This window comes from Proteus sp. FME41 (assembly GCF_014897315.1).
GTDB lineage: Bacteria > Pseudomonadota > Gammaproteobacteria > Enterobacterales > Enterobacteriaceae > Proteus.
This window is the reverse complement of the sequence record NZ_JABUYL010000029.1, coordinates 1-14,749: the sequence shown is the minus strand read 5'-3', so window position 1 is coordinate 14,749 and position 14,749 is coordinate 1. Positions and strand designations below refer to the sequence as shown.

The window sequence follows — 14,749 nt, the reverse complement described above, 5'->3', positions numbered from 1 at the left end:
GTTTGTTTTTTATTATTTAAACAACAAGCTCAATTACAATTAGTGAATTGAGTAGAAAACATAACGCAGCATAAAGTCAGCGATAATCGCGATAACGCAACCAAGTGCAAAAATAGACTCAGTTGTTTTACCTTGATTTTTAGGGGCTAGGAATTTCACTAAACTATAGCCACAAGCCAATACTGCAAAGGTGGCTAAGATCCAGCATGTAGTCCGTAATGAACCAATGGAGTAATAGACTTGAATAGGGGATAACGGGAATGTCACCGATTTTTGGCTATAGAGTGTGCTAGTTAAATATTGCTCATAAAAAGGTTGATACAGTAATCGACCAATTAAGCTAAATGCCATTATTCCCCATAACTGCCATTTCCAGCGCATTGGGAAAGTGTCTTGAGGTATTTCGATACCTAATTTACTTCCTGCACGTTGTAATACTTTGAGTAGTAAGAAGAAAATAGCAGCACCAAGCGTTAACATCGCGCCGAAGAACATCACGTAAGTATTAGGATCCATCCATGTCAAAATGGAGGTATGGCGATAAATCGACGCCATGCAATAAATATCAAATAACCCAATCAGAATACTGGTACTTAATAACAGCATTGAGAGTTTGCGAGTGCGCCAGAGCCATAAAAAGGTTAAACCTAGGCAACCGACAAAAATAGCAGTGACGGCAACTTCACGACTTAACCAAGCGGAAAAAACATTTCTGATGGCATTCGGGGCATTTAACGGTACGCCTAAGTGGGTAATTGAGGCGATAGAGCCCAAGCCCGCTAATCCGCAAATAACAAATAAAGCCAACAGCATAAAACGATAGTAGCTTTCTGCATTGAGATAATGAGAAAGACGGCGTGCAAAAAGGCCTGTTGTTAGCGCAAGACCGATGGTCGCATTCATCATGAATGTAAAAATTAACAATGACCATTCATTCATTTTCTGTCTCCCTTATTATTAATTCCGTCATTATTGGCACCCTGATGTGGGTTAATAACAAGGTTAGGATGCGTTATCTCAGGATCGGGTAAACCGGTGACATAATCTAAATCGCCATAGCGTTCACGTAATTCATCAATAGGACCGAATTGAATGGCACCTAGCGGACAAGTTGCAACACAAACAGGTTGTTCGCCTTTTTGCTGTAAATCGATGCAAAAATCACATTTGGACATCTGTTTAGTTTCTGGATTCATTTGTGGTGCGCCGTAAGGACAAGACCACGCACAAGCACCACAACCAACACATTTGTCTGTATCAACCATGACAATGCCATCGCCGTCACGTTTATGCATTGCGGTTGTTGGACAGTTTTTAACGCAAATAGGGTCGTCACAATGGTTACAAGAGATAGATAAAGTGTACGCAAAGACATTATTGACCAGTGCGCCTTGAGGATTACGGGTATAACCGCCTCCCGTAATTTCATAAACGCGGCGAAATTTGCGTCCAACATCAAGATTGTTTTTATCCTTACACGCAACCTGACACGCCTTACAACCGGAACAGCGAGCGCTGTCGATATAAAACCCTAACTGTTTGTTGCTCACAGCAGGATAAACGATAAATTTACTCATGCTTTTGCTACCTCGACCAATAATGTTTGGTGAGCATTGCCGTGTGCCATTGCGGTGCTACGAGATGATGTTAATACGTTGGCACATCCCCCTTGATCTATGCCTTTTGCATCAGGCTGCCACCAGGCACCTGCTTGCAAGGCGACGACACCTGGCATAATTCGTTGTGTTAGTTTGACGGGCACCATCGTGATCCCACGATCGTTATACACTTTGACTTTCTCGCCCTCTTTAATATTTCTGTCTTGAGCATCTAACGGGTTTAACCAGAGTTCTTGGCGTTGTACTTCTTGTAACCAAGGGTTGGCAAATTGCGTTGAGTTTGCGCGGTTACGCCCTTTCCATGTGATAAGTTGTAACGGGAATTTATCCGTTAACGTATCTTCAGGGCCTTCAATGGCTGGAACATAATGAGAGAGCGCAGGAATATCGACATTATTCATGTCATATAAACGCTTAGAGAAAATCTCAATTTTGCCTGATGGTGTTGGGAATGGATTATTCTCGATATCTTGAATATTTTTCTCAAACGCGACATTTTGAGTATGAGGGCGGTGTTTTAATAGATGACGACGTTTAACCAATAACTCTTTAAAGGTTGGAATACCGTCTTCAGGGCGTTTAATGCTGGCATCATCGACTAAATATTCAATCCAATCACGATCGGTTTCTTTACCTTCGCTAAATTGCTCACCTACACCTAATTTATCGGCCACTTCACGTAACCAATCGTAGTCAGTTCGACGCTCAAATTCAGGCTCAATCACTTTTTCAGAAAGAATAATGTAGTCGCCATAGCTCCATGTACCACCAATGTTCCAGCGTTCTAAGAAACTGGTTTCTGGCAGTAAAATATCGGCATATTTGGCGCTTGGGGTAAGATACAAATCACTACAGACAATAAACTCAACTTTCGATTCGTCTTCTAGCACTTTTGCAGCATGAAGAATATCGGTATTTTGGTTTGTCATGTAGTTACCTGCCATGGAGAAAATCATCTTGATTTCAGTATCAAGTTTCTCGGCGTTTAGTAACCCATTTTGTGGTGTCACTAAATTTTTATCTTCACATGCTTGCACCCAGTTGGTGATATTAATTTTTGTTTTTACAGGGTTAGTTAATAAGCTTGGCCCTGCAATGGTTTTACGCAGTTCAGAGTTTAGTGCCATACCATAACCCGCAGCCCAACCACCACGAACACCCACATTACCCGTGATAGTGGCAAGTAATGTCGCGCCACGCGCCGTCCGTTCACCACAAATATGACGTTGAGGGCCCCAGCCTTGTATTAATGCTGCAGGTTTTGTTGATGCGTATTCACGAGCTAATTGTTTAATAGTGTCAGCGGGAACTTTGGTGATAGTTTCAGCCCATTCAGGCGTTTTCTTAATGCCGTCTTTTTTACCCATTAAATAAGCCACTAATGACTCATTTTCACCGACACCTTCAGGCATTTGGTGCTCATCAAAACCAACAGTGTATTTATCAATAAAAGCGTGATCATGCCGATTTTCACTGATGATGACATACATCATTGCATCCATCATGGCGTTATCAGTTGTTGGTAATAACGGGATCCATTGATCAGCTAAAGAAGAGGCGGTGTCAGAATAACGTGGGTCAACGACAATAAATTTAGTGCCGTTTTTCTTCATTTTTTGGAAGAAATGGTTTGTATGACCAAAAATCGTTTCGTTAGGGTTATGACCCCATAAAATCACAAGCGGAGTATTTTCTAACGTATCTAACGTACTGCCACTGGCTGCGGTACCGTAAGTATAAGGAGTGACCGCCATGGTATTACCATTACTGACTGAGTGGTAATTTTCGAGAAAGCCGCCCGTGATATTAAACAGGCGACGTAACATGTTCGCGCCTGAAAAAATACCCCCAGTAACGCCCGTACTTAAGCTGACAAAGCGAGACGCAGGACCATATTGTTGGTTAATCCGTTGCATATTTTGTGCAATAAGCGTGGTGGCTTCTTCCCAAGAGATACGCTCAAATTTACCTTCACCACGTTTTCCAACGCGTTTCATTGGGTATTTTAAACGGTCTGGGTGATAGACAAATTTACGATAACCACGGCCTCGTACACAGGCCCGCATAATAGGCATCTCTTCATCTAAATCAGCATCTGGACGTGTGCTAATACGGGTAACTTTGCCATCCTTTACATGAGCACGAATGTCACATTTTCCCCCGCAGTCAAAGCTACTGCAGGTTGATACTACGCGCTCGCCCTCTTCGGTTGTTACTGGTTTTACGGGGATTGCGTTATCTGTTGTCGCAGCAAAAGAGTTTGAAGCGAGAAAAGGAAGGGTAACTAATGCCGAGCTTGCTTGAATAAAATGGCGACGGCTAACATCGCTAAGAATGCTCTTTGTATCACTATCGTGATCGGACTGATTGCTCATAATGAACTCTACCTTAAACATAATAGGCGGATCCCGATATGCCCGATACCTGATATAAAGAATGTGTGTGTTTTTCTAGGCTATGAATAAAGGGAATGTCTGGTTTCCGCTGCATTATTATTGAATGCATAGATAAGTGCAGCATGTGCGAAATAACATCTGCGAGAGGGATAGTAGTGGATTAATCTTTTGCCAACATTCTAAAACCAGACAATGACATTCGAATTTCAGCCTATTTACAAAGAGTGTTAAATGTACGTTTTTTGATTGTTAATAGGGTTTGTGGAATAGATATCAAGAAGGTTGAAATTTCACATAATGCCAAATCGTTATTTTTTTAAATATATAACGAATTTGATGATATAGCTCATTAATTGCCAGTGTGTAGCGTGAGGGATAACTGCTATATTGAAAAGACAAAAAGAAAAAGAGAGTGACCTTAATTGTGAGAAATGTACCGTTAAAAAGCGTTGATTCACTTGACCGAGATGTTATTGCGCTGGGTACAGACTACTTACCCAATACATTATTAGAAACGCATCAACATCGACGAGCTCAATTTTTGTACCCTGCAACAGGCTTGATTGAAGTCAGTACGGATGACGGAGAATGGGTTATTCCCCCTTCTTGTGGTGTGTGGATCCCACCAGAAACGGGACATGAAACACGCATGCTAGATGTGAGTACGCGAAGCTTATATATCGAGCCTGCAGCGGCACCTCGTCATAGCAAACAATGTGAAGTTGTCAGCGTTTCTCCTCTTTTTCGTCAACTATTGCTTGAAGCTGTAGATGTGCCTGCAGAATATGATAAAAAAGGACGAGATGGCCTTTTAATGCAGTTAATCTTATGCGAATTAGCGAAAGCCAAGCCTCTGCCTTTTTTTGCGCCTATACCACAAGACAGTAAGTTAGCTAAATTATGTCGTGATTTTATTCGTAACCCTAAAATAGACTCTTTGCCACAACAGTGGGCAGATAAATTACATAAAAGTGAGCGTTCTTTTAGCCGTTTTTTCCGCCAACAAACGGGCATGTCATTTTCACAATGGCGACAACAAGTCTGCTTATTGAATTCATTAACACAAATCTTATCAGGACGCGGTATTACTGAAATTGCCTTTGACTTGGGTTATAACAGTGCCGGTTCATTCTCAACAATGTTTAAAAAACAGATGGGGCAATCGCCTTCTCACTTTAGTATGGATGCGCTGGATATCGATAGGTTTTAGTTGATATCTATAGCAAATATTTAAATTTAAATTATTTAATGATCTGTATTCAGTCTCTTATCTGAGTATTCAGTCTCTTTCTTATCGGTAAAATTTTAGTAATGTGACACCGAAAAAAATAAATAAATCAAGAAATCCTTGTATAAGGAGGCTTTTGATATACCAAAAAGAGAGTAGATCGAACAATAGATCTCTTCTATTAAAAATACATTTAAAAGATGTGGGGATGCTTGCTTAAACAGAATAAAAAATTAAAGTTTTAAATTTAATAGTGAATTATAAAATAAAAATTAAAAGAAAAGGGCATGAAAATGAGTAAATATACTAGTGTATTTATTTTTCTTAAGTGTTTTGTTAGTAAGTTGTTTGTTTTTTGTTACTTGATTTGGGTGTTTAAAAGTGGGGGGAATTTATCTTCTTTGATTAAACTTGATCACTGATTTACTTTTAACTACTTGAATTTATTTAATGTTTTTAACTGGTACAATCTCTTAACCTGTTTTTTATCTTTTTTTAAAAAGAAATCACTAAGTATATTTAAATGATAATTTAATATTCTAGGTTTCCATGTATTTATATGGCTGAAAATAGTTCTTCTTATGAAATTTTATTTTTATAGGTATTTTACACTAAATAAGATTATCTATTTATGATTACATGGGAAATATATAAATAAGATTTTTTGAAGTGTAAGCCATATAAATAAGTCATTAAATTAACAAAAAATATATTTCAATATTTAAATTTATTTAGAATAGCATTAATTGTGAAAACAAATAATTATATCTATATATGAGGATTGGGTTTTACCTCTAAATTAACATCACCCATCTTTTAAAGACTTTAATTAAATAATATTGCTTATATGATACCAATAAGGTTATTTATATACCTACTTTCTATTTATTTTTTTTATTGCTCTTTGCGATAAGGACTTTATTTGTTTAAAGAAATGTAGAGTTAATTCATATTTAAATGTGAATTTAAGATTAATTAAATACACTCAATACGTGTATTTCATAATCTTATATAAATATAACCAATCCTAAGCAGATACTCTAAAAAGATTGATTATTAACGGTGATATTATTTATGAACAATCAGACTGGGAATGAAATTAGTATAGAGAAAGGCCAAGTTATAAAAATAAGTCGATCGGAAATAAAAACAATCATTAAAGACGAAAATCACCTTATTATTGTTAAAAATAATGGTGATAAATTAGTTATTAATGATTTTTTTAATACACCTGATAACTACTTTATTGTAGAAATGGATGGTGTTCAGTACAAAGCATCTTTAACACCTAATTCAGACAAGTTAGAGCTTATTTTTAATAAGTTAGATGAAGCGACTGGTGATGAAAATCTATTAGGTTTAACGGGAGGGGAATGGTTCTCTATTGCTATTGGTGCCGCAGTACTTGGTGCTGGTATCGCCGTTGCATCTTCTTCAAGCAGTAGCAGTGGGGGTTCATCAAACCACGTTACTCCGCCACAGCCAAGTGAAAAAGAGTTAGTTGAAAAACTGATTGTCGATAAATCATTAGATTTGAAGAAAATCATTGATGCAGCAAAAAGTCTCGTTGATAAAGCCGCAGAAGCAACTGAAAAAGCACAAAAAACAGGTGATGAGAAAGATTTAGATTTAGCGCAGGAAGCCCATAAAGATGCAACAACAGCACTTGCACTAATTGATAAATTAAAAACTGAATTAAATGAATTAATTGAGCAAGGCGAAAAGCTTAATGTTGATTCAAAAATTATAGATCAAGCCAAAGAGCTATTAACAACGAATACTGACTCTCTTGGTAAAACATTAGATGAGTTAGGTAAGTTATTAGAAAAACTGCAATTAGAATTAGAGCAGCAAAAGGCAATTGATGATACCGATACGGCGATCGACGATCTGCCGGATGATGCGTCTGACAAAGAAAAAGCCGAAGTGAAAGCGAAGCTGGATAATGCGGCTGAGTTGATTGGTCAGCAAATTACTGATGCCTTAACGTTAGCCAAAGCGGCCGAAACCGCGGCGGAAAAAGCGTTAATAAGTGGTGATAAAGCCGATTTAGCCCAAGCGCAAGCCGACCTAAAAGTGGCGCAAGAAGCCGTTGCTAACGCTGAAGCGGTGAAAGCCAAATTAGATGCGTTGATCAGCAAAGCAAATGCTAAAGGGGTGGATACTGCCGATGCACAACAGGTCGCAGAAACAGCTCAAGCACAGTTAGATGAAGCCAACAGTGCGCTGAATGCAGCTGAAAAAATCATCGATACATTGACCACAACCGAAAATGGGGGTGAAAATATCGATGATGGTAACGAAATTATTGATGACTTAGATAAAGATACAGCAACAGAAGAAGAGAAAGCGGAAGCGAAAAAAGTGTTAGATGCAGCTTCTGAATATGTTGTTGCATTGGCATTGAAAGCTGATCTTTATGCTGATATGGCTAAAGCTGCTATTGATAAAGCATTGATTAGTGAGAATAAAGTCGATATTGATTTAGCCAAAACGTTATTAAGTCAAGCCTATGAAATATTAAATACGGCGAAACAAGCAAAAGCTGAACTTGATGCTTTAATTCAAAAAGCTCAAGGGAAAGATATTGATATCACTGATGCTCAAATTGATGCAAATAAAGCGCAGGGACATATTGATGATGCCGCACATACACTAGCGAATGTGCAGTTTATTATTGATATGTTAGATAAAGAAACTAATGGTGAAGATACGAATATCTTGGATAAAACCGATGATATTCTTGAAGATTTACCAGAAGATCCAACTGATGCACAAAAAGAAGAAGCTAAAGCATCATTAAATGCAGCTTCTGATTATGTGGTGGGTCTCGCTGAAAAAGCAGAAATCTTGGCTAAAAAAGCTCATGATTCTGCTGAACAAGCTCTCATTTCTGGCAAAGAAAAAGATCTGAACACCGCGCTTTTATTGCAAGAAAAAGCACAAGAGGCAGTTAATAAGGCTCAAGTCGCTAAAGATAAGTTGGATGCGCTAATTACCAAGGCGATAGCTAAAGACATTAATACAGATGAAGCCCAATCTGATGCACTTCTTTCACAAGAACACATTGATAACGCCAATGATATTTTAAGTCATACACAAAATATTTTGGATATGGTGAATGACTTACTGAAAGAGCAAGATGCGTTAGATAAGGCCAATGATCTGATTGATGATTTAACTGAAAATTCAACACCAGATGAATTAGCTAAAGCAAAAGTCTCTTTAGATGCTGCTTCAGATTTAGTGGTTAATTTAGCATCGAAAGCAGAAATTTTATCTAGCAGTGCCAAACTGGCAGCAGAAAAAGCATTGATCTCTGGTAGTGCGAAAGATTTTGCTGCCGCTAAGACATTGTTTGCTAAAGCGGATGAAGCATTAGATAAAGCCAATGACGCTAAAGCAACATTAGATAGCTTAATTGTAAAAGCACAAAGCAAAGGTGTTGATACAACGGATGCTCAAATTGATGCTGATAAATCTCAAATCTTATTAGATGAAGCCACTCAAAATCTAAAAGAAACACAGTCAATTCTTGATAAGTTACAACTTATTGATGATGCAAAAGATGCATTGGATAAGGGTACTGAAATTATTGATAATTTAGATGAGAATTCATCAGAGCAAGAGAAAGAGCAAGCAAAAGATGCGGTTGAATTAGCATCTGAGTATGTTGTTGCAGTAACAGAAAATGCACTGACACTGGCTGAACTTGCTAAATCAGCGGCAGAAAAAGCATTCAATAGCGGTAAACAGACTGATCTTGTTGAAGCTGAAGCTCTATTAGAGAAAGCAAAAGTTGAATTCTCTCATGCCGAGCAAATAAAAGCAGAGTTAGACCAACTTATTGTTAAAGCACAAGAAAAAGGTGTTTCAACAGAGGTTGCGTTAGATGATGCTCAACAGGCCCAAACGAATCTTGATACAACGCATCAACTGATTAATGATACTGATGCCATTATCCAAGATTTACGTAAAACGGATGATAAAAATCCAATTGATGATGCTAATAGTATTATTGATGATTTGGGTAAAGATGCATCAGAAGATAAGTTAGAAAAAGCCAAAGAAGCGGTTGATAATGCAGTTAAATATGGCTCTGAATTAGCGCAAAAAGCTGAAGTATTGTCAGAAGCGGCAAAACAGGCGGCAGATAAAGCGGCTATCAGTAAATCTGATGCAGATATTCAATTGGCTTACGATGCAGTCGTTGCTGCTCAAGATGCAATTAAATTAGCTCAAGAAGCGCAACAACAATTAGAAAACCTGATTGAAAAAGCGCAAGCAAAACAAGTTAATGTTCAGGATGCAACGGCAGAATTTATCCTTGCGAATGAACATATTGATAATGCGTTAAATCTTGTGAGTGATGCTGAAAATACATTAGCAAATATCAAAGCAGATCTTGATGGTCAGGGTGCATTGGATGATGCTGAAAAAGGCCTTGATGATCTTGATGAAAACGCAACAGATGAAGAAAAAGAGCAAGTTAAAGAGGTTTTAGACACGGCCTCTGAGTACGTTGTGACGTTGGCTGAGAAAGCACAAACACTGGCTTATGAAGCAAAAGTTGCAGCAGAAACAGCAAGTGAAAGTTTAACATCTGACGATGTATTGGCTGCTAAAGCATTATTAGTAATAGCGCAAGAAGCATTTGATAAAGCCAATGTTGCAAAAGAGCAATTAAGCCAATTAATTGATAAAGCAGAAAGCAAAGGCGTTGATACGACAAATGCTGCTACTGATTTAAACATCACGATTGAGCATCTGACAACGGCAGAAAATGACCTTCTTACTTCTCAAAATATTCTGGATAAATTAACTTCAGACATTACAGAGCCTGCATTAGATGATGCAGATACTGCGATTGATGACGTGATTAAAGATCCAACGGATGAGAATAAGGCTAAAGCAAAAGAGAGTTTAGAAAAAGCGGCTGAGTTGGTGGCTGATTTAGCTAAATTAGCTGAAGAAAAAGCGAATATTGCTAAAGATGACGCTGAGAAAGCGAAAGTATCAGGCAATTATGATGATTTATTGATTGCTGAACAGTCAGTTCGTGATGCGACTCAATACATTGAAAAAGCGCAAAATAGTAAAGATCATCTCGATAAATTAATCGAAAAAGCACAAGGTACAGATATTGATCTCATTGTTACAGAAGCGTTAGCTGATCAAGCTGATACCTCATTACTCAGTGCGAATACTGCACTTAATAATGCGCTTGATATTCTCGATAATTTACATAACCAGGAAGGTGATCCTGATTTAATTGCGAATATCAAAAATACGCTGGATAAACTTGATACTGAAATTCTTCAAGCTCAGAAAAAAGGCATAACAGCGAATAGTCAAATTGAAAAACTATTGGAATCAACATCACCTAAAGAACAAGATATTAAGAATGCGAAAACAGTCTTAAATGAGTTCACTAAAGCTATTGAAAATGCAGAATTAGCTGATGAGAAAGTGAAAGCTGCATTAGATAAAGCCTTAAAAGGTGGTGTAGGTAGCAATGTTATTGCGAAATATGAAGCGACGGAAGCAGAGCTTTTAGAACGCCTCAATGATCTGAAAAAAGAAGCCAATAACCTGAATAAACAGATTCAGGAAATTGAGTCTCATGTTGTATTTGATGATTTAAATACAGCATTAGATAAATTAGATCCAAAAAATAAAGAGAGTATCAATAATTTCAATAAGGCATTAAAAGCAGCTATTGATAATAACAATGAGTTAGTTCAAGAGCTTACGAGTAAAGCCTTAGAAGCCTTAGAAGCAGCACTAAAACTTGCCGAAATGGATAAGTCTAGCGTTGAATATCAGCAGGCTTTACAAGATGTGAAGTATTTACTTAATACTGCTGATGAGCTGTATACATTAGCTAAAGAGAATACCAGCGACTTACAAAAGACTGTTGAAAAAGCGATTAGTAAAGGCTTAACACCAGAAAATAACCCAGAATTTAAAGAATACATTGCCAATATTAAATACTTTGACAATGAAATCAGCAAAGCTGGGGCAAATATTGCGAAAGCGAAGAATGCTATTCCTGATGAAAAATTACCTGATTTTGAAGGTGATGATATCAGTCAATTAGTTGATCATCTTAAAGATAAAATTGGCTCAGGTGATAGTGACGCCATTAATAAAGCATTGTTAAATGTTGATAATGTTATTAATGCGCAATTAAACGAAGTGATTAAAGCGGTAGATAAAGCACAAACAGCTTTTGATCACGCACAGAAAAATCCAAGTCCTGCCAATGTTAAGAACTTTGATAAAGCAGTAAAAGATGCCCAAGATATTATTAATAAAGCTGAGCTGAATATAGAAAAACTGCACAGTGTCATTAATGATGCGGCAAACATTGATGGTGTGGATCAAGGTTTAATTGAACATGCATTAAAAGGTATTAATAGTGCAAATGATACGATTGATTCAGCGCAAACTACGTTAGATGGCTTAACTCTGAATGCGATTGATATTGATGGTTTAGAAGATAAAGCTAAAGATGCGAATGATGCAATTAATGATCTGGCTAAAGATAAATCACCAGAGAATATTGAAAATGCATTAGCAAAATTAGGTATTTTCAAAAGCGCACTTGATACTGCATTAAATAACGCAAAAACACTCTCTGATGATGCTTTAATGGCAGCGAAACAAGCTGTTAAAACACCAACTGCAGAAAATATTCTGTTAGCAGAGAAAAAACTGGCTAAAGCGCTAGAAGCCAAAGAACAACTGATTGAAGCAAAAGGCTTATATGATGATGTTGTCAGCAATATTAAATCATCAATCAGTGCTGGTTCTTTACAAGATGCTTTATTGAAAACCTTCACTGGTGTTGATAAGCAGTTTGATGAAACAGAAGCGCTTGTTGATAAACAAAATAATGAATCTGAAGTATTGATTGCTCAAGCAAAAGATAATCAACTTACTGAAGAAGATATTATTGAAGCCTATAACGATGCCAAAGCTGCAATAACGGAAGCTGAGGTTGCTGTTAGAAAAGCAGTTGATAAAGCGGCTGAAGCAAAAGAGAACAACATTACTTCTATTCAGCAAGCGACAGCAATTAAAAACAGTGTCATTGCGGCTCAAGACAGTCTGAATAATGCTAAAGATGCAGTAGCAAATGCTTCTAGCAAAGGTGTTCCAGATTATCTTACAGATCAACTCAACAAGTATTACAACTCACTTGATAATAAACTCGATTATCCAAAAGGGGTTCTTCAGGAAATCGATGCTTACTCACGTATGTCACTCTCTTTAGAGTTATTAACAACGGCGACAAATGAGTATAAAAAAGCTGATGAGCTACTGAAAAAAGACCCAACTTCGGTAATCAAAGATCCTACCGAATTCTTATCTATCGTAACGGAAGCAAATGCGTTATTAGCTGAAGGTAAAGAGCGTGCTAATAAAGCGAAAGAGTTGGGATTAGACAGCGCAGGCACGACTTATCTTAATAGTGCAGCGCATACGGCTAATGAAACCAAAGTAAACTTAATGAATGAATTCCATGGACAGTTAGGTGAGCAAGCCTTTGCTGACCTCGATATTGTCATGAGTTTACTGCAAGAGTCTGTATATAACGCACATATCAACTTAGATAAATCAACGCTTTCTAATCATGCTGTCTTTGAAGAGCAGTATAAAATTGCTATTCGTGCATTAAATGATGCGAAAGTACTATCGGAAGAGTACTCCGCGAAAGGCGTTAAAGACGTTAAATTAGCGTATTACAATTATCAAATTGAAGAATTTAGTAAAGAAATTGAAGGTTTTTCAAAAGCATGGAATAGCATCACGCAACTGACGGAAATGACGAATCAGGCTTATGCTTCTTCAAAAGAACTGTCAGGTATTAAGAGTGCGAGTGAGAAATATGATGCTGTTCAGAAATTAGCGGCAGAACTGAGTGAAGCTTATCAATTAGTTGAGCAATCAATTATTGATGGTGCACCACTGGATATGGTTCAGGCTAATCTGAATAAACTCAACATTTCAGTCAATAATTTGTCAGCTGAAGATCCAATCGTCGCGGCTCAAATATTAATTGATAATGTTGTTTCTGAAGCGAAAAACATTGAGAAGTTACTCAATGCAACAGATACCAAAGAACAAAAAGATTTAGTTTACAACTCGCTTTATACACAGTTACAAACTGCCAATAAAGTGATGACGGAAGCTAAGTTGTCAGGAACGATTTCGAAGATCAAGCTGGCTGAATTGCAGCAAGATTATAACGATGCACTTAACTCTCTGAAAATGTTTGACCCTTATTTAAGTACGGGAGAAAAAACGCAGAAACCAGCGGGTGCATTGGATACCGCATTGGATATTACTGTTACCAATGACGGTAAAATTCATATCGAAGGAGCCCGACTTGTTGATGGTGCGGTCTTTACATTAGGAGGTAAAGATTTACCGTGGTATAGCGCATGGCTAGGTAATATTTCTGGTACTGTCGATAAAACATTTGGTTCAGGCACTGTTCACACTCGTACAGATGGCAGCAAATACGTTGATATTTTTGTAGATAAAGAAACAGCAAACAATATCAAGTCGAGTGGTAACGATTTAAGTTATCTGTATGGCTATCAAAAAGAGTTAGGAAAAGACACCTCAGATATTAGTCGTAGCTTTAAAGTTAAGGATTCTTCAACACCGAAGAATGTCGAAGCATACATCACTGAAGATCATACGATTATGATCACCGGTGACGGTTTGAAAGCTGGCGATGCCTTTACTCTCTATAAAGTCTCAACAAACCTATTAGGTATACGAGATTTTGAAGAAATCGGTAAGGGGCATGTGGCATTACATAACGGTAAATTTGTGGGTGTAGTGACGGAATATTCTGGTGCACATTCATGGGATACCGTTAAAGGATTAGGTGATTCGAGTAATTTAGCCATTAGCCGTGTTGGTGTAGGTGAAAATGAATCTTCTAAGAGTGCTTCTTTCGGTAAGAAAGAGTCACCAGCCGAAATTCATAGTGATTTAATAACGGGTAAATATGCTGACATTACCACGAAAGATGTGACAGCTTGGGTAGATAACAAGAAACACCTTTACTTGAAGAGTACCAAATTTGAAGTAGGGCAACAGATAAAAGTCTATGATTTTTATGATTATAAAACTGTTGTAGGTACTGGCGTTGTTCAAATGATTGGTGGCCAAAAAGTTGTCAAAATTGAAGGCGTAACAACAGACCAATATCCTGATCTGAAATGGATTTATGCTGCAATCGCTTATGAAGGTGGTCAGTGGGAGCATATTCAAAGTGATGCATTTATTCTTGGCAAAAACTATTTATCTGTACAAGGTAATGTGAATTCAAATACACAAGAGCCACCTACAGACCAAGATTCAAATGATGGCATCAACTTTGATGATATTGATATTGATCCTATCGCACCAACTAAACCATCGACAGGCGACACAGATACTGATGTAGATACCGACACAGATACTGATGTAGATACCGACACAGA

The 14,749-nt window shown here is 37.5% G+C and carries 4 protein-coding genes and 1 pseudogene; 2 read left to right on the top strand and 3 right to left on the bottom strand.

The window, feature by feature from the left end:
- Positions 1 to 39: 39 nt before the first annotated feature.
- Genes INT04_RS17735 through INT04_RS17725 form a run of 3 tightly spaced genes read right to left on the bottom strand, consistent with a single transcriptional unit; the run spans position 40 to position 3,994 of the window.
- On the bottom strand, positions 40 to 939 hold the full coding sequence (locus INT04_RS17735) for a dimethyl sulfoxide reductase anchor subunit family protein (RefSeq protein ID WP_193017411.1): 900 nt from the start codon (positions 937 to 939) through the stop codon (positions 40 to 42).
- Positions 936 to 1,577 carry a DMSO/selenate family reductase complex B subunit gene (locus tag INT04_RS17730; protein WP_193017410.1) on the bottom strand — a complete coding sequence of 214 codons (642 nt, stop codon included), beginning with the start codon at positions 1,575 to 1,577 and terminating at the stop codon, positions 936 to 938. The genes INT04_RS17735 and INT04_RS17730 overlap by 4 nt, the downstream gene beginning before the upstream one ends.
- A complete protein-coding gene (locus INT04_RS17725; RefSeq protein ID WP_193017409.1) occupies positions 1,574 to 3,994 on the bottom strand; it encodes a DMSO/selenate family reductase complex A subunit in 2,421 nt (806 codons plus the stop codon). Before INT04_RS17725 ends, INT04_RS17730 begins: the two co-directional genes overlap by 4 nt.
- A gap of 445 nt (positions 3,995 to 4,439) precedes the next feature.
- Between INT04_RS17725 and INT04_RS17720 the strand changes: the two genes are divergently transcribed.
- Together INT04_RS17720 and INT04_RS17715 are read left to right on the top strand one after the other, a co-directional pair.
- A complete protein-coding gene (locus INT04_RS17720; RefSeq protein ID WP_193017426.1) occupies positions 4,440 to 5,225 on the top strand; it encodes an AraC family transcriptional regulator in 786 nt (261 codons plus the stop codon).
- A 1,092-nt stretch (positions 5,226 to 6,317) separates the two neighbouring features.
- Positions 6,318 to 14,749, top strand: a pseudogene (locus tag INT04_RS17715) (hypothetical protein); the annotation flags it as partial.

What these genes read in the sequence shown, in the direction of transcription:
- INT04_RS17735 (WP_193017411.1), bottom strand. Translation starts at nt 939, where the DNA reads ATGAATGAATGGTCATTGTTAATTTTTACATTCATGATGAATGCGACC.
- INT04_RS17725 (WP_193017409.1), bottom strand. Translation starts at nt 3,994, where the DNA reads ATGAGCAATCAGTCCGATCACGATAGTGATACAAAGAGCATTCTTAGC.
- INT04_RS17730 (WP_193017410.1), bottom strand. Translation starts at nt 1,577, where the DNA reads ATGAGTAAATTTATCGTTTATCCTGCTGTGAGCAACAAACAGTTAGGG.